At 57.6% G+C, this 14,316-nt stretch carries 16 protein-coding genes; 3 read left to right on the top strand and 13 right to left on the bottom strand.

Annotated elements, in window-relative coordinates:
* Window positions 1-245: 245 nt before the first annotated feature.
* The 5 genes from ACJTMZ_RS01355 to ACJTMZ_RS01335 all read right to left on the bottom strand — a co-directional run bounded on the left by ACJTMZ_RS01355 (window position 246) and on the right by ACJTMZ_RS01335 (window position 4,134).
* Complete coding sequence (locus tag ACJTMZ_RS01355) at window positions 246-1,943, bottom strand: NAD-dependent malic enzyme (protein ID WP_006810704.1); 1,698 nt, start codon at window positions 1,941-1,943, stop codon at window positions 246-248.
* Window positions 1,944-2,119: 176 nt separating this feature from the next.
* Complete coding sequence (gene sra / locus ACJTMZ_RS01350; protein ID WP_000841561.1) at window positions 2,120-2,257, bottom strand: stationary-phase-induced ribosome-associated protein; 138 nt, start codon at window positions 2,255-2,257, stop codon at window positions 2,120-2,122.
* 95 nt (window positions 2,258-2,352) lie between these two features.
* The gene (gene bdm, locus ACJTMZ_RS01345) at window positions 2,353-2,568 is read right to left on the bottom strand and encodes a biofilm-dependent modulation protein (protein WP_015570485.1); all 216 of its coding nucleotides are present in this window, start codon (window positions 2,566-2,568) and stop codon (window positions 2,353-2,355) included.
* A gap of 141 nt (window positions 2,569-2,709) precedes the next feature.
* The gene (locus ACJTMZ_RS01340; protein WP_015570486.1) at window positions 2,710-3,231 is read right to left on the bottom strand and encodes a VOC family protein; all 522 of its coding nucleotides are present in this window, start codon (window positions 3,229-3,231) and stop codon (window positions 2,710-2,712) included.
* A 51-nt stretch (window positions 3,232-3,282) separates the two neighbouring features.
* The gene (locus ACJTMZ_RS01335) at window positions 3,283-4,134 is read right to left on the bottom strand and encodes a Vmh family MBL fold metallo-hydrolase (RefSeq protein WP_047365121.1); all 852 of its coding nucleotides are present in this window, start codon (window positions 4,132-4,134) and stop codon (window positions 3,283-3,285) included.
* A 111-nt stretch (window positions 4,135-4,245) separates the two neighbouring features.
* Here ACJTMZ_RS01335 and ACJTMZ_RS01330 point away from each other — a divergent pair, with 111 nt between their 5' ends.
* Together ACJTMZ_RS01330 and ACJTMZ_RS01325 are read left to right on the top strand one after the other, a co-directional pair.
* Window positions 4,246-5,133 (top strand): LysR family transcriptional regulator, encoded by an 888-nt coding sequence (locus ACJTMZ_RS01330; RefSeq protein WP_023303768.1) that lies wholly within the window; start codon window positions 4,246-4,248, stop codon window positions 5,131-5,133.
* Between the two features lie 69 nt (window positions 5,134-5,202).
* Complete coding sequence (locus ACJTMZ_RS01325) at window positions 5,203-5,631, top strand: OsmC family protein (RefSeq protein WP_003857069.1); 429 nt, start codon at window positions 5,203-5,205, stop codon at window positions 5,629-5,631.
* A 23-nt stretch (window positions 5,632-5,654) separates the two neighbouring features.
* Here ACJTMZ_RS01325 and ACJTMZ_RS01320 read toward each other — a convergent pair whose 3' ends face one another.
* Entirely contained in the window at window positions 5,655-6,560 is a 906-nt protein-coding gene (locus ACJTMZ_RS01320; RefSeq protein WP_252010604.1) for a LysR substrate-binding domain-containing protein, read from the bottom strand.
* Between the two features lie 137 nt (window positions 6,561-6,697).
* Here ACJTMZ_RS01320 and ACJTMZ_RS01315 point away from each other — a divergent pair, with 137 nt between their 5' ends.
* Window positions 6,698-7,447: an SDR family oxidoreductase gene (locus ACJTMZ_RS01315; RefSeq protein ID WP_047738596.1), complete on the top strand. Its 750-nt coding sequence runs from the start codon at window positions 6,698-6,700 to the stop codon at window positions 7,445-7,447.
* Here the strand turns inward: ACJTMZ_RS01315 and ACJTMZ_RS01310 are convergent.
* Genes ACJTMZ_RS01310 through ACJTMZ_RS01280 form a run of 7 tightly spaced genes read right to left on the bottom strand, consistent with a single transcriptional unit; the run spans window position 7,444 to window position 14,272 of the window.
* Window positions 7,444-8,370: an ABC transporter ATP-binding protein gene (locus ACJTMZ_RS01310; protein WP_045345153.1), complete on the bottom strand. Its 927-nt coding sequence runs from the start codon at window positions 8,368-8,370 to the stop codon at window positions 7,444-7,446. The two genes, ACJTMZ_RS01315 and ACJTMZ_RS01310, sit on opposite strands and share 4 nt — an antisense overlap.
* Complete coding sequence (locus ACJTMZ_RS01305; RefSeq protein ID WP_032669851.1) at window positions 8,363-9,349, bottom strand: ABC transporter ATP-binding protein; 987 nt, start codon at window positions 9,347-9,349, stop codon at window positions 8,363-8,365. Before ACJTMZ_RS01305 ends, ACJTMZ_RS01310 begins: the two co-directional genes overlap by 8 nt.
* Entirely contained in the window at window positions 9,346-10,242 is an 897-nt protein-coding gene (gene ddpC, locus ACJTMZ_RS01300; protein WP_006810694.1) for a D,D-dipeptide ABC transporter permease, read from the bottom strand. Before ddpC ends, ACJTMZ_RS01305 begins: the two co-directional genes overlap by 4 nt.
* Window positions 10,239-11,261, bottom strand: a complete 1,023-nt coding sequence (locus ACJTMZ_RS01295; protein ID WP_003857077.1) for an ABC transporter permease — start codon at window positions 11,259-11,261, stop codon at window positions 10,239-10,241. The genes ddpC and ACJTMZ_RS01295 overlap by 4 nt, the downstream gene beginning before the upstream one ends.
* Before the next feature lie 23 nt (window positions 11,262-11,284).
* A complete protein-coding gene (locus ACJTMZ_RS01290) occupies window positions 11,285-12,817 on the bottom strand; it encodes an ABC transporter substrate-binding protein (protein ID WP_193360851.1) in 1,533 nt (510 codons plus the stop codon).
* Between the two features lie 15 nt (window positions 12,818-12,832).
* Window positions 12,833-13,405, bottom strand: coding sequence for a D-alanyl-D-alanine dipeptidase (gene ddpX, locus ACJTMZ_RS01285; protein ID WP_017382319.1), 573 nt, complete (start codon window positions 13,403-13,405; stop codon window positions 12,833-12,835).
* Window positions 13,406-13,417: 12 nt separating this feature from the next.
* Window positions 13,418-14,272: a MurR/RpiR family transcriptional regulator gene (locus ACJTMZ_RS01280; RefSeq protein ID WP_003857080.1), complete on the bottom strand. Its 855-nt coding sequence runs from the start codon at window positions 14,270-14,272 to the stop codon at window positions 13,418-13,420.
* Between the last annotated feature and the right edge of the window lie 44 nt (window positions 14,273-14,316).

The raw sequence follows: 14,316 nt of genomic DNA, 5'->3' as shown, positions 1-14,316 counted from the left end.
CTTCGCTCAAGCGGAAGTTATCGCAGCACGATACCGATAACGCTTGAGCTGGTGCGATCACCAAATGTATGTGAAACATTGAAAATTTCACAGTACAGCATAATTGGCCTCCTTATATATTCAGTAGGTTAATGGATGAAGGGAGTGTAGCGGGGGAAAATGGGTTTGGCTAGTGGGAGGTGCCGTATATTCCCCTCACCCTAACCCTCTCCCCTTTGGGGATAGGGCTGGGTGAGGGGCAATGCTTAAATAGAAGTACGACGATAGCTACGGTATTCCGGCATCCAGAAGTTATCGTCAATCGCCTGCTGCAACGCATCGGCAGAGGTTTTCACCGCGACGCCTTGCTGCTGCGCCATTTTGCCTACCGCGAAGGCAATTGCGCGGGACACTTTATGAATGTCTTTCAGCTCCGGCAGTACCAGGCCTTCACCGTTATTCACCAGCGGTGAGTGACCTGCCAGCGTTTCGCTCGCGGACATCAGCATTTCGTCGGTGATGCGTGACGCGCCGGAGGCGATAACCCCCAGACCAATACCCGGGAAGATATAGGAGTTATTGCACTGTGCGATGGGATAGAGTTTGTCCTTCCACAGCACCGGATCAAACGGGCTGCCGGTCGCGACCAGTGCCTTACCTTCTGTCCAGGCGATGATATCCTGCGGCGTTGCCTCCACGCGTGAAGTCGGGTTAGACAGCGGCATCACGATAGGGCGTTCGCAGTGCTTGTGCATCTCGCGAATAATCTCTTCCGTGAAGAGGCCGGTCTGCCCGGATACGCCGATCAGAATGTCCGGCTTCACGTTGCGCACCACGTCAAGAAGCGAGAGCACTTCGTTATCCGTATCCCAGTTTTTCAGGTTTTCACGCTTCTGCACCAGTTTGGTCTGGAACGGGAGCAGGTTTGGCATACCGTCGGTCAGCAGGCCAAAACGGTCCACCATAAAGACGCGGGAGCGAGCCAGCTCTTCGCTTAAGCCTTCGCGCTGGGTCTGGGCAATAATTTGCTCGGCGATGCCGCAGCCCGCGGAGCCTGCACCCAGGAAGACAATTTTCTGATAGCTGAGCTGGCTGCCTGCCGCACGGCTCGCGGCAATCAGCGTCCCCACTGTCACTGCCGCAGTGCCCTGAATGTCATCGTTGAACGAGCAGATCTCATCGCGGTAGCGGTTCAGCAGCGGCATGGCGTTTTTCTGTGCGAAGTCTTCGAACTGCAACAGCACGTCCGGCCAGCGGTGCTTCACGGCCTGGATGAAATCATCAACAAACTGATAGTACTCGTCGTCGGTAATGCGCGGGTGACGCCAGCCCATGTACAGCGGATCGTTCAGCAGTTGCTGGTTGTTGGTCCCCACGTCCAGCACAACCGGCAGCGTGTAGGCCGGGCTGATCCCGCCGCAGGCGGTATACAGCGAGAGCTTACCGATGGGGATCCCCATCCCACCAATGCCCTGGTCGCCAAGGCCCAGAATACGTTCGCCATCGGTTACCACGATCACCTTGATGTTGTGATTAGGCACGTTTTGCAGAATGTCGTCCATGTTGTGACGGTTCTGATAGGAGATGAACACGCCGCGGGAACGACGGTAGATCTCTGAGAAGCGTTCACACGCCGCGCCGACGGTTGGGGTGTAAATGACGGGCATCATCTCTTCGAGATGGTTCTGCACCAGGCGGTAGAAGAGGGTTTCGTTGGTGTCCTGGATATTACGCAGGTAGATGTGCTTATCGATTTCGGTTTTAAAGCCCTGATACTGGATCCAGGCGCGTTCCGCCTGTTCTTCAATGGTTTCAACCACTTCAGGCAGCAGACCCAGCAGGTTAAAGCTGCTGCGCTCTTCCATGCTAAAGGCGCTGCCTTTGTTCAGAAGGGGAAACTCCAGTAAAACCGGACCGGCGTAAGGAATATAAAGGGAACGATGTTTTTTCAGTTTGTTGTCCATGTCACTCACTCTTTTTAAGAAGATCCGTCCCTGACACTGCTGTTTGTCATCTTTCTGGCCTGTGCTACGGGGTGCGGTCGGGCGGTATTATAAAGGAGCTAAATATTAATTACCGCAACACATAAACAAAAACACCACCGGGGTAACCGATGGTGTTGTGGATTTCGTACTGGAACTTACTTGCCTGCCTGACGTTTCCTGCCGGTGGCGTGGGTCACTTGCGTTTCGCTCCCCTCTTCAATAACCACTTTGCGCTGGTTAGAGAGCTTGTAATTCAGTCCCAGAATGTGGCGTGCCTGACGGTTCGATTTCATATTAACTCCTCAATCCCGTTGATAGTTTTAAGGACAAGTTTGCTCACGCAAACGAAATGTAACCCCTTAGGTTGCAGATCCAGCTTAGCAGGTTTTTACAAAGGTGCATTTTGCCCGCTAACGACATAGTTGATGGTTTGCTGGTAGATGTCACTGAGGATGTCATTGTCTGTGGCTTCCACCCACCTGGTCAGTTCCATCAAAATGTCATCTTCGGTAACAACACCGTGCTCCGCCTGAAGCCCCTGCGCAATCGCGTTAACGAGTTCGGGTTGTGCTGCTGTGGTATGTGCCGGGTAATAAGTAAACATGCTGCCTCCGTGTCGTTTTCTGTTTAATGTTACGGCGTGCAAATTCGTAATTCGCATTCAGATTGGCAAATATTTTTGCCGTTGTGGTTCAGATTCGTCCTGGAAATAAAAATATCATCTCCCGTAGCACAGAAATAAAATTCAGGGTTTCCAGCGGCGTAAATTTGTCGTTTTTTCATAAGGCATGGGCGTTGGCCAGGAAATCAATTCTACAATGCTGCCCCAGGGGGTTTGCCCATAGCAGAAAGCATTACCTTCACCTTGCTCATTCGGAAACGAGAGCGGCTTTGGCGCGGTAAACATCTCCCCGCCGGCAGCGGTGAAAGCGGCTATCGCCTTATTAAAATCGTCAACATAAACAGCAAAATGCTGGAGGCCAAAGTCGCTGGCGCGGGCGGGCATTCCCTGTTCAGGGCCATGCATTTCGAAAAGTTCTATGCCGGGTCCGTGGGGCATGACGAGCATGCGAATGGCGTGAATTTGTGTGCCGGGAAATAATTTTAAGGTGTGCTGCTGGGCGGGCTGATCAATATTATCGGTTTGCGCATCGACAGAATGATATAAAACCTGAGCGTCGAAAGCGCGTTCAAAAAATAGGGTGGCTTTTTCAATGTCGGGCACCGTAATACCGATATGGTCGATGCCCCTTACTGACGATGGCATAGTTAACTCCTGCTATAAAAAATTTAAATATAGCAGGAGATAATCAGGCTATTACCACTTCATTTCGCCGGTATTCACTTTGGCACTCAGTTCCAGCGAACTGGCTTCCGCCAGGTTCGGCCACTGTTTTTTCATCGTACTGATGACGCCGGTTGACGCTTTATGTGTCGTGAGGGCCTGTTCAAACTGCTGAAGATAGTGACGGGTAAAGTCGATAGCGCCGGTACCCGCTGGCGGTGTCCCAAGGTAGTGGCCCGGAATAACGCGTTCGGGCTTAAGGGCTGCCATGCTATCCAGCGTCTGCTGCCACTGTTTGCGGCTTTCCGGCGTTTGGGTATCTGCCGTCCAGACGTGAATGCCCCATGAGACGCCCGTGCCGCCGAGGATGGTTTTTGCGGATGGGATCCAGACATACGCCGCATAGCTCTCAGGCTCTTCAATATTCACTCTCTCACCGTCAATCATAAAGGTGGTTGAGGCAAGCACTTGCGGCACATAGAGCTGCGTCGGCGCGCCGTCTTTCATCTGTGGCCCCCAGAAGGCGAGCTTCGCGTCTTTTGTGGCCTTGATATGGTCCACCACCTGTTGCGTGGCGACAACTTTGGCATTAGGGAAGGCTTTCACCAGCGGTTGCAGGCCGAAATAGAAATCCGGATCGCCGGAAGTGATCACGATTTTGTTCAGCGTTTTACCGCTGTGGCGAATTTTTTCTACCAGCGCTTCGCCATCTTTCACGCTGAACTGGGCGTCAAACAGTACCGCCTCTTTCGGGCCAGACACCAGGGTGGAAGAAACGGCAAAAATGCCTTTTTCCTGCGGGTTGTACGTATCAACGGTCAACGGCGCGGCAAAGACGGCCGGAGTGAAAAGGGTTGTCAGCAAAGCAAGGCGGGCGATGGTCATGGTCATCTCTCTGTTCTTCAGGAAAGTCTCTATTGTACGGATCTCTTCATTTGCCAGAATTCCTGAAACAGGAGATGCTTAGTTTCATAAATCGAGCAAATGGAGGTCAAAATGGATCGCGTTATTGCCGCCCAGGTGTACAACCGCATCTGTGAGCTGGGGAGTTTAAGCGCGGCGGCGCGGGCGCTGGGGATCTCCCGTCCGATGGTGAGCCGTTATCTGGAGCAGATGGAGAAGTGGGCCGGGGCGCGGCTGGTGAACCGCTCCACCCGCAAGCTGACGCTGACGGCGGCAGGAGAGAAGGTCCTGCAAAAGACGCGTACGCTCTCGCAAATTTCTCAGGAAATTGAAGATCAGTCAGTGAAGGATTTACCCTCAGGTACGCTTCGCGTCGCCTGCGCGCACTTTACGGCGATGCAGATTATCGCTCCGGTGCTGCCCGATCTGTTGCAGCGTTACCCTCAGCTGCGCATTGAGCTGGATGTTAATAACCATCCGGTAAGCCTGGTGGGCGAGCGAATTGACGTGGCGATCCGCATCACCGATAACCCCGAACCGGGCATGATCGCCCGCCGACTGGGAGAGTGTCGGTCCGTACTTTGCGCTTCGCCGCACTACCTTGCCAGCCGGGGCGTTCCAGAGCAGCTGGAGGATTTAGCCCGGCACAACTGCCTGCATTACAGCTTTTTTGCCGGTCAGTCGTGGCGTTTTTTGACGCCCGAAGGGGAGCCGATCACGACGGCGGTCAGCGGCAATCTCAGCGCCAGCATCTCGTCACTGCTGATGGAGGCGGCGATAAACCACTGTGGTATTGCCATGCTGCCCGAGCGCGAGGCGGACGCGGCGCTACGGCAGGGCAGCCTGGTGCCGGTGCTCAGCGCCTTTACGCCAAAACCAATCGGTATTTTTGGTATTTATCAGTCGCGAGACTATCAGCCTGCGGCGCAGCGTGTGTTCCTCGACGCGCTGGCAAACCACCTTGCCACGCGCTCGGACTAATCTGTCTTCCCTGCAAAATGGATTATGCGTCCTATACTTATCCCTTTGTAAGCCAAAAGGAGAGCAAGAATGACGATTCATAAGCACGGTTCAGCACACTGGTCTGGCGACATCAAACGCGGCAAAGGGACGGTCTCAACAGAAAGTGGCGTCCTTAACCAGCAACCTTACGGCTTTAACACCCGCTTCGAGGGCGAAAAAGGGACCAACCCGGAAGAGCTGATTGGCGCAGCGCACGCGGCCTGTTTCTCTATGGCCCTGTCGCTAATGTTGGGCGAAGCGGGTTATACCGCCGATTCCATCGATACCACGGCGGATGTCTCGCTGGATAAAACCGACAGTGGTTTTGCCATCAGCAAAGTGGCGCTGCAAAGCAAGGTGACGGTACCGGGTATCGATCCGCAGCAGTTCGACGGCATTATTCAGAAAGCGAAGGCGGGTTGTCCGGTGTCGCAGCTGTTGAAAGCCGAAATCACGCTGGATTACAAACTGAACTGATATCTGGCCGGGCAAATGCCCGGCTAACCTTTCACCGCCGCAGGGAAGACCTCGGCAAGCCACGCAATAAACACTCTCAGGCGATGTGTTAAATGCCGACTCTGTGGATAGACCACGTGAAAAGGATACGCCTTAGGACGCCAGTCGCTCAGGATCTCTACCAGCGCGCCCGTTTCCAGATGAGCTCTCGCAGCATAGCCAAACGTCTGAATAATCCCTAAACCCGCCAGCGCCGCGGCCAGGTGTGCGTTGCTTTCATTGACTCCAAGATGGTGCGGAACGCTGATCTCCAGCGGTTCATCCCGATCGAGAAACCGAAACGGGAATGCGCGTCCGGTAACGGGGGAAAGGTAGCTAATCAGCTTATGGCCGTTGCGCAGCTCCTGCGGATAGGCAGGGATGCCGTGAGTCTTAAGATAGCCCGGCGTCGCGCAGGCTAGCATCCGGGCGTCACCGAGATGCCGGGCGATAAGCGAAGAGTCATCCAGCGGGCCGCCGCGGATCACGCAGTCTACGTTTCCACTGATTAAGTCTACCGGACGGTCGGCTACCCCCAGGTTGATGCGCAGGTCCGGGTAGCGCTGAAAAAAATCCGGCAGCAGGGGGATCAACACGTCCCGGGCGGTTGACCCCCCCACGTCGATACGCAAATGGCCTTTAGGCGTGCAGCACGATGCGCGAAAGGCGGTATCAATGTCCTCTATATCGATTAATACCCGCAGCGCTTTCTCGTAGTATTCCATGCCTTCTGCCGTCGTGACCACCCGGCGCGTAGTACGATGCAGCAGCCGTGTTTCCAGGTGCGCTTCAAGTGATTTTACCAGCTTACTCAGCGTAGCTATCGGCATGTTCAGGGAGTCTGCCGCTCGGGTAAAGCTTCCGGATTCAACCACCCGCGTAAAGGCGCGCATTGCCATTAGCTGATCCACACAGATCTCCTCTGATTATTTCCTGCTGTGAAAATTCATTTTCATTTTTGCCCGTTTATCACGAATCCCGCAAGATCTAAAGTCTGCCTGACGCGGGCAAACGCTCCTCTTTTACATCACAACAGAAGGTTATGAGTATGAATACAACGCTTGCAGGAAAAATCGCTCTGGTGACCGGCGGCAGCACCGGTATTGGTCTCGCAACGGCACAGGAGCTGGCGGCGCAGGGAGCGAAGGTCTATATCACCGGACGTCGTCAGGCCGAACTGGATGCTGCGCGGGCAGACATTGGCGCCGCGGCGGTAGCTATCCGCGCGGACGTCTCCAGAATGGCCGATCTGGATGCGGTTTACGCGCAGATTGCTAAAGAAAAAGGACGGCTCGATATTCTGTTCGCCAACGCCGGGGGCGGCGACATGCTGCCGCTGGGCGCCATCACCGAGGAGCAGTTTGACCGGATTTTTGCCACCAACGTGCGCGGCGTGCTGTTTACCGTCCAGAAAGCGCTGCCGCTGCTCTCCTCTGGTTCATCCATTATCCTCACCGGATCGACGGTTTCAATTAAGGGGACGGCGAATTTTAGCGTCTACAGCGCCAGTAAAGCCGCCGTGCGTAACTTTGCCCGCTCCTGGGCGCTGGACTTACAGGGCCGCGGGATACGCGTCAACGTCGTCAGCCCTGGCCCCGTGAAAACGCCCGGTCTTGGCGATCTGGTTCCCGAAGAACAGCGTCAGGGATTATACGATGCGCTGGCGGCCCAGGTGCCGCTGGGTCGCCTGGGCGCGCCGGGCGAAGTCGGAAAAGCCGTGGCGTTTCTGGCGTCCGATGCCGCCAGCTTTATAAACGCCACGGAGCTGTTTGTCGATGGCGGGATGGCGCAAATCTAGCGGTTACGCCAGCAGCGTACGCTTCGGTCTCCGGCTGCGGGCTGAAGCGGCTGCGGCCGTTCGCATCCTTCAACTGCCAGCGGGCAGCGGTCGCGGAAGTAGCAGCCATCGGGCAGGCGGCGATTACCGGGGAGATCGGTTTTGCGTAATGCCAGATCTTCGTCCAGCGGTTCTCCGGTACGGGGAACGGAGTCAAGCAGCAGCTGCGTATACGGATGCCGTGGCTTGCCCAGCACCTGGTCCGCCGGACCCAGCTCCACGATCTGCCCCAGATACATTACCGCCACCCGGTCGCTCATGTGCCGGACCACCGAGACGTTGTGCGAGATCAGCACGTAGGTCAGATTTCGCTGCTGTTGCAGGGCAACCAGCAAATTGAGGATCTGCGCCTGGACGGAAATATCCAGCGCGCTGGTGGGTTCATCCAGCACGATGATGTCCGGATCCGAAGAGAGCGCCCGGGCAATAGCGATGCGCTGGCGCTGTCCACCCGAAAACGCATGCGGCAGGCGGTCAAGATATTCCGCCCGAATGCCCACCTGCTGCGCCAGCGTCTCAGCCAGCTGACGACGCTCCCGTTCGCTGCGGCGTTGCTGTATCCACACCGGCTCGGTAATGATGCGCCAGACGGGTAAACGCGGGTCGAGGGACGAGAGCGGGTCCTGAAATACCATCTGCATACCGCCTGCCGCATTCGCGCGCTGACAGGCACCGGTACTCGGTTTGAGCATGCCCATCAGCAGCTGCGCCAGCGTGCTCTTTCCACAGCCGGATTCCCCCACAACGCCCAGCGTTTCGCCGCGATGGATCCGGAGATCCATGCCGTTGAGGGCGTGTACCTGCTCCGTCACGCGCCCCAGCCAGTTTTTGCGCGCAGGAAAATTCACATGCACGCTATCCAGTTCCAGCAGTACCTCAGACATGGCGTCTCTCCTGTTGTGGGTACCAGCAGGCAGCCTGCTGGCCTTCTGCGCCCGTGGAAATTAAGCGCGGCGTTTCGCTGCATTTCGCCCCGGCAGCAAAACAGCGTTCGCGAAAGGCACATCCGCACGGGAGGTGGCTGAGGTTAGGCACCGTGCCGGGAATGGCCGGGAGGATCTCGCGCGGTTCACCATTTTCCGGGGCACACCGCAGCAGGCCAATCGAATAGGGGTGCACAGGATGGTGGATCAAGGTCTGCGTGCTGCCGCTTTCGATCACGCTGCCCGCGTACATAACGTACATCCGGTCACAAAGCTGCGATACCACCGCCATATCGTGACTGATAAACAGCACCGACGTCCCGCTGGCGCGCGCTTTGTGTTTCAGCAGACGCAGCACCTGACGCTGAACGGTCACGTCCAGCGCGGTGGTCGGCTCATCGGCAATGATCAGCTCCGGCTCGCAGGAGAAGGCAAGGGCGATCATCACCCGCTGGCGCATGCCGCCGGAAAGCTCAAACGGATAGCGATCCATCACCTGTGCCGCATCCGGGATTTGCATCTCGCCCAGCAGGGCGATCGCCTTCTGCTGCGCGTCGCGGCGGGAAAGCGACTGATGCTGGCGGATCACCTCCACCATCTGCCTGCCAATCCGGCGCGTGGGGTTGAGCGCCGTCATCGGCTCCTGAAAAATCATCGCCACCCTGGCGCCGCGCCACTGACGAAGCTGTTTTTCCGACGCGTTCAGGACATCTTCACCGAGCAGCGTGACCCGTCCATGGTGAATATGGTAACTGCCTTCCGGCAGCAGGCGCATCGCCAGCATCGCGGTAACCGATTTTCCCGAGCCGGATTCGCCCACCACGCCGACAATTTCACCCCGGCCAATCTCCAGCGAGACGTGGTTGAGCGCGTGGACGTCACCGCGAAAAATGGGGAAGCTCAGGTGCAAATCTTCAATTGATAATACGGAATCACTCATGACTGCTTCCCTCCTGATTTGGGATCCAGCAGGTCGCGAAGACCATCGCCAAACAGATTAAACCCAACTGCCGTGATCAGAATTGCCGCCCCCGGAAACGCGCAGTACCACCACTGGTCAAGCACGTAGTTACGCCCCACGGCCACCATCGCGCCCCATTCGGCGGTGGGTTGCTGCGCGCCTAATCCAATAAAGCCCAGCGTGGCGGCCATCAGAATGGCGCTGCCGATATCCAGCGATGCCTGAACGATCAGCGGCGGCAGGGCGTTACGCAGGATATGCCAGCTGATCAGGTGCCAGCGCGATGCGCCAAAGGTGCGGGCGGCCTGTACGTAGGTAAACTGGCGCACCACCAGCGTTTGCCCGCGTGCCAGCCGCACGTAAAACGGAATGCGTACAATCGCAATCGCCAGCATTGCGTTAAACAGGCTTGGGCCGAGCGCGGCGGCTAGCGCCATCGTCAGCACCAGCGAGGGGATGGAGAGCATAATGTCCATGATACGCATAATGATGGCGTCGCCGCGCCCGCCGAGTACGCCGGACAAACAGCCGAGCAGAGAACCGATGCCGCCCGCAATCACCACCACCGCCAGCCCCGCCGTGATGGACTGCTGGCTGCCTACCAGCACGCGACTGAACAGATCCCGGCCTACCTCATCGGTGCCAAACCAGTGCTGGGCTGAAGGCGCCTGCAATCGCGCGGTCAGATCCAGCGCGTTCGGATCGTGCGGGACTATCCACGGCGAGACCACCATCATCAGCAGCATCACGATCATAATCACCCCGCCGATCAGCGTGAGCGGGCTTTTGCGTAACATCCAGAACAGCTTTGCCCAGTTGATGCGCTGTTTGGCGGTGCTGACGGGGACGGGCGTTTCCTGAGTTAACATCATTCGGCACCTCCGCGCCCGATTCGCGGGTCGATCCACAGATACAGCAGATCCACCACCAGATTGACGAAGACATAGGCCAGCGATACCACGACCGCGAAGCCCATGACGGCAGGGAAGTCCAGCGCCTGAATGGAGGTCACCACCCAGGCACCCATTCCCGGCCAGGCAAACACGGTTTCGGTAAGGACTGCCCCATACAGCAGATCGCCCAGCGCCAGCCCGAGCACGGTAATGGAGGGGATCATGGCGTTGGGTAAGGCGTAGCGCAGCACGATGTACCAGCCCGGCAACCCGCTCGCGCGGGCGGTACGAATATAATCCTCGCTCAGTTGCTCCAGCATCGCGGAACGCACCTGACGCGCCACAATACCCAGATGCACAAAGGCCAGGGTCAGGGAGGGTAGAATCAGGTGCTGTAGGGCGTTGAAAAACACCTCGCCGTTGCCTTCCAGCAGGGCGTCCAGCAGATAAAAGCCGGTAACGTGGGCAGGCGGATCGAGCCAGTCGTCCAGCCTGCCGCCGCCGGGCAGAATTTGCAGTTGCCCGTAGAACAGAACGATTACCCCCAGTCCCAGCCAGAAGGCAGGCGTCGAGATGCCCGTCATCGCCATCAGTCGCACCAGGTGATCCAGCCAGCGGTTACGGTACACCGCCGATAAAATGCCCAGCGGTACGCCAATCACCAGCGCCAGCAGCAAAGAGCAGAAGGCCAGTTCCAGCGTGGCGGGGAAAAAGGCTTTCAAATCTTCCGCAACGGGGCGACCGGTACGAATGGAGGTGCCCAGATCGCCGTGCGCCAGCGCCTCTACATAGCGGCCAAACTGAATATAGAGCGGTTGATCCAGCCCCAGCTGCTGGCGGATGCCCTGCACGATTTCATCGCTGGCGCGGTCACCGGCCAGCAGGCGGGCCGGATCGCCGGGGATCAGGTGTGAAATAATAAAAGTAATAATACAGACACCGGCCACCACCAGGATTAACCCCCAGCAGCGCTGGCGCACGATGCTCCAGAACGTCATACACTTCCCCCCGGCGTGGGCCGTTACTTACTCATGGTGGCGATGTTAAAGACCTGCTCAAGCATCGGATTAAAGGTGAAGCCTTTGACCTCTTTGTTCATCGCCAGCTGGTAGTTCTTCTGGAACAGATAAACGTAAGCCGCCTCGTCAATCACCACTTTCTGCGCCTGCTGGTAATCTTTGGTGCGTTCCGCCTGATCGGTGGTTTTCAGTGCCGCCTGCAACAATGCATCGACCTCTTTGTTCTCATAGAATGAGCGGTTACCCGGCAGCCCTTTTTTGTCCGATTCGAACCAGTAGTTCATGAACATGTACGGGTCAGCGAAGTCCGGGCTCCAGTTACCAATCGCAATGTCATAATCACCTTTGCCGACGCGGTCGCGCATGGTGGCGTTCGCCAGTTTCTCGAGCTTGACGTTAATCCCCAGCTTGCCCAGGCTCGCCTGCGTGGAGAGGGCGATAGGCTCCCAGTTCGGGTCGTTATCGGAGTAGAGGAACGTCAGGCTGGCCGGTTTATCGGTGACTTTCTCCAGCGCCGCTTTGGCCTTAGCCTCGTCAAAGCTGTACTGCATGGCGTTCGCATCGAAGCCCCACATGCCCTCCGGGATCGGGCCGCGCATCTGCTTGCCGTTCCCGCTGAGAATGCCTTTCACCATCCCCTGATAATCGGTGGCCCAGGAGACCGCGCGGCGCAAATCCACCTGATTCATCGGAGGCTTACTGTTGTTCAGATAGAGGTAGGTCACCCGCAGGGACGGGTATTCCGCCACGGCCACTTTGCCTTCCTGCTTCAGAGCGGCAAGCTGATCCACCGGCAGGGCGTCGGCGATATCCAGATCGCCACGGGAAAGTTGCAGGCGACGCGAGGCGCTTTCACCGATAATCTTCACCGAGACGCGCTTGAAGTGCGGCTTTTCACCCGGCCAGTGTGGGTTGGGCACCATCACCAGCTGCTGACCTTTCCGCCAGCTTTTCAGCATAAACGGTCCGGAACCCGCGGTGTTTTGCGCCAGGAAACCGCGCGCGTCGTCGGCGGCATTGGCTTTCAGCACCGCCGGGTTGACGATCGACGCGCCGTCATTGGCCAGCGTGTAGAGGAACGGGGCGAACGGCTGGCTGAGGGTGAATTTCACCGTATGTTCATCCACCGCGTCCACTTTCAAATCTTTCGGGAACGCTTCGGAAGGCCCCTGATTAATTTTCAGCAGACGTTCAAACGACAGCTTGACCGCTTCGGCGGTCACCGGCGTGCCGTCAGAGAATTTTGCATTATCTGCCAGGGTGAACGTCCACTCTTTCTGGTCGTCAGACGCCTTCCAGCCCGTCGACAGATCGCCTTCCACCTCCGTGGTGCCAGGCTTGTATTTCACCAGACGCTGGTACGAGGGGTAGGTCACCGTCCAGTCGTTGTTATCGATAGTGACCGCCGGATCCAGCGTTTGCGGATCGGCAGCTTTCCCAATCACCAGCATATCTTTTGGCACCGCCGCCAGCGCGAGAGGGGCGCTCAGGGCGAGCGTAGCGGCAATCAGGGTTGTAAGCAGCGTAGTTTTCATGGCCGGGCTCCAGAATTAGAGTGAGTGTGTGGTCGGATAACAGGCGAACTGGTCATCTAACAGCGGGTAGCTGGCGGCGTTCGGCAGTTCGAAATGCCACCACTCGCTGCTGATGCCCACAAAACCGCCGCCGTACATCACCGCGTTCAGGAGCAGACGATTTCGCTGCGCCTCGGGCGGAACGGAAGGGTGCCAGGCATGAGAACGGTCGTGCATTTCGTCAAACCCGGCGCCCATATCCAGCACGTTGTCGTGTTCATCCATCAGCGTGACGTCAATGGCGGTGCCCCGGCTGTGGTTAGAGCCAATTGCGACATCCACCACGTATTCCGGATTGGGGCAGGCATCCCAGAGTTGCGACTGCGCCTGCTGGGGGCGGTAGGCGTCGTAAACCACCAGCTTCAGACCGGCCAGCGCGGCGATGCTGATCGCTTTCGCCAGCGCGGTGGCGGCATCCGTATGCAACAGGCACGCGGCGTGCTGGTAGATCGGGCGGCCAGTGATGTTATCGGCGGTCGCGTATTTCAGATCGATATGCAGCGTGGGAAAGGTTTTCGCCACATCAATCAGTTGACTCTCTTCAGGCATAGCTCCGCTCCTTTAGCGTTCAAATTGACCAAACTCTTGTTGTAGTTGTCGGTTGATTGCCAGACGTTCCGGCAGCGCATCGCCCAGCGCCTCGACAACGCCCGACAGCAGCAGGTTGAAGAGACAGCTAACCGGCGCCAGCGAATCCCAGAAATGGCCGGTATCGGTCTTCACCTGGAGTAAATCAATCGGATAATCCCGCGCCCACGGGCACCAGATATCGGTGATCAGCGCCATCGCCAGGCCTTTTTCGCTCGCCACGCGGCAGTACTGGCGGGCAATGGCGGAGTAGGCGCGGGTATCCGTCAGCACGATATACGGGTTCGCAAAGCCGGAGTTAAGCGACTCCACCCAGCTACCGGAGAGCCCTTCGGAATAGCTCACCCGCGGGCGCAGGTACTCCAGATGGCTGAAGAACGCATTGGCGATCCCGCGCGTGGACTGGATCCCCAGCACGAAGACGGCGTCGGCATGGGTAAGTTGCTGGACCACCTGCCTGAACGTTTCGCTTTGCGCCAGCTGATAAACATGGGCAATGGCGTCCACCTCCAGCGACAGGGAGTGCTGTAGGCGATCCGACAGCGGCTGTTGCTGCTTCCAGGAGTCGAGACGCTCGTTAATGCCCCAGGGCTGGTGGGGATCGCGCAGGCTTTTTTTGGCGTCGTCCAGGTTGCGATAGCCCAGCTTGCGCAGAAAGCGTCCGACGGTGATCCCGCTGGTGGCCGTGGCCAGCGCCACGCTCTCTGCCGTTTCAAAGGGGATCTGCCCGACGTGCGCCAGCATCCAGCTTGCCACCCGCTTTTCGCTCGGGGTGAGCTGGCTAAAGGTCGCTTCGATACGGCTCAACACCTCAGGTTTGGTCGTCATACCGCCTCGCTGTTAACTGGCTGTCAAAGGCCGGGTTTCTGTTA

The sequence above is a fragment of the Enterobacter sp. DN genome (genome assembly GCF_046054285.1).
In the GTDB taxonomy this organism is placed as follows: domain Bacteria; phylum Pseudomonadota; class Gammaproteobacteria; order Enterobacterales; family Enterobacteriaceae; genus Enterobacter; species Enterobacter hormaechei_C.
The sequence above is the reverse complement of the archived record's forward strand: the minus strand, read 5'-3'. Positions and strand labels throughout refer to the sequence as shown.

Coding starts and splice junctions, on each gene's coding strand:
- ACJTMZ_RS01355 (WP_006810704.1), bottom strand. CDS start 1,943: ATGGACAACAAACTGAAAAAACATCGTTCCCTTTATATTCCTTACGCC.
- sra (WP_000841561.1), bottom strand. CDS start 2,257: ATGAAATCGAACCGTCAGGCACGCCACATTCTGGGACTGAATTACAAG.
- bdm (WP_015570485.1), bottom strand. CDS start 2,568: ATGTTTACTTATTACCCGGCACATACCACAGCAGCACAACCCGAACTC.
- ACJTMZ_RS01340 (WP_015570486.1), bottom strand. CDS start 3,231: ATGCCATCGTCAGTAAGGGGCATCGACCATATCGGTATTACGGTGCCC.
- ACJTMZ_RS01335 (WP_047365121.1), bottom strand. CDS start 4,134: ATGACCATCGCCCGCCTTGCTTTGCTGACAACCCTTTTCACTCCGGCC.
- ACJTMZ_RS01330 (WP_023303768.1), top strand. CDS start 4,246: ATGGATCGCGTTATTGCCGCCCAGGTGTACAACCGCATCTGTGAGCTG.
- ACJTMZ_RS01325 (WP_003857069.1), top strand. CDS start 5,203: ATGACGATTCATAAGCACGGTTCAGCACACTGGTCTGGCGACATCAAA.
- ACJTMZ_RS01315 (WP_047738596.1), top strand. CDS start 6,698: ATGAATACAACGCTTGCAGGAAAAATCGCTCTGGTGACCGGCGGCAGC.
- ACJTMZ_RS01310 (WP_045345153.1), bottom strand. CDS start 8,370: ATGTCTGAGGTACTGCTGGAACTGGATAGCGTGCATGTGAATTTTCCT.
- ACJTMZ_RS01305 (WP_032669851.1), bottom strand. CDS start 9,349: ATGAGTGATTCCGTATTATCAATTGAAGATTTGCACCTGAGCTTCCCC.
- ddpC (WP_006810694.1), bottom strand. CDS start 10,242: ATGATGTTAACTCAGGAAACGCCCGTCCCCGTCAGCACCGCCAAACAG.
- ACJTMZ_RS01295 (WP_003857077.1), bottom strand. CDS start 11,261: ATGACGTTCTGGAGCATCGTGCGCCAGCGCTGCTGGGGGTTAATCCTG.
- ACJTMZ_RS01290 (WP_193360851.1), bottom strand. CDS start 12,817: ATGAAAACTACGCTGCTTACAACCCTGATTGCCGCTACGCTCGCCCTG.
- ddpX (WP_017382319.1), bottom strand. CDS start 13,405: ATGCCTGAAGAGAGTCAACTGATTGATGTGGCGAAAACCTTTCCCACG.
- ACJTMZ_RS01280 (WP_003857080.1), bottom strand. CDS start 14,272: ATGACGACCAAACCTGAGGTGTTGAGCCGTATCGAAGCGACCTTTAGC.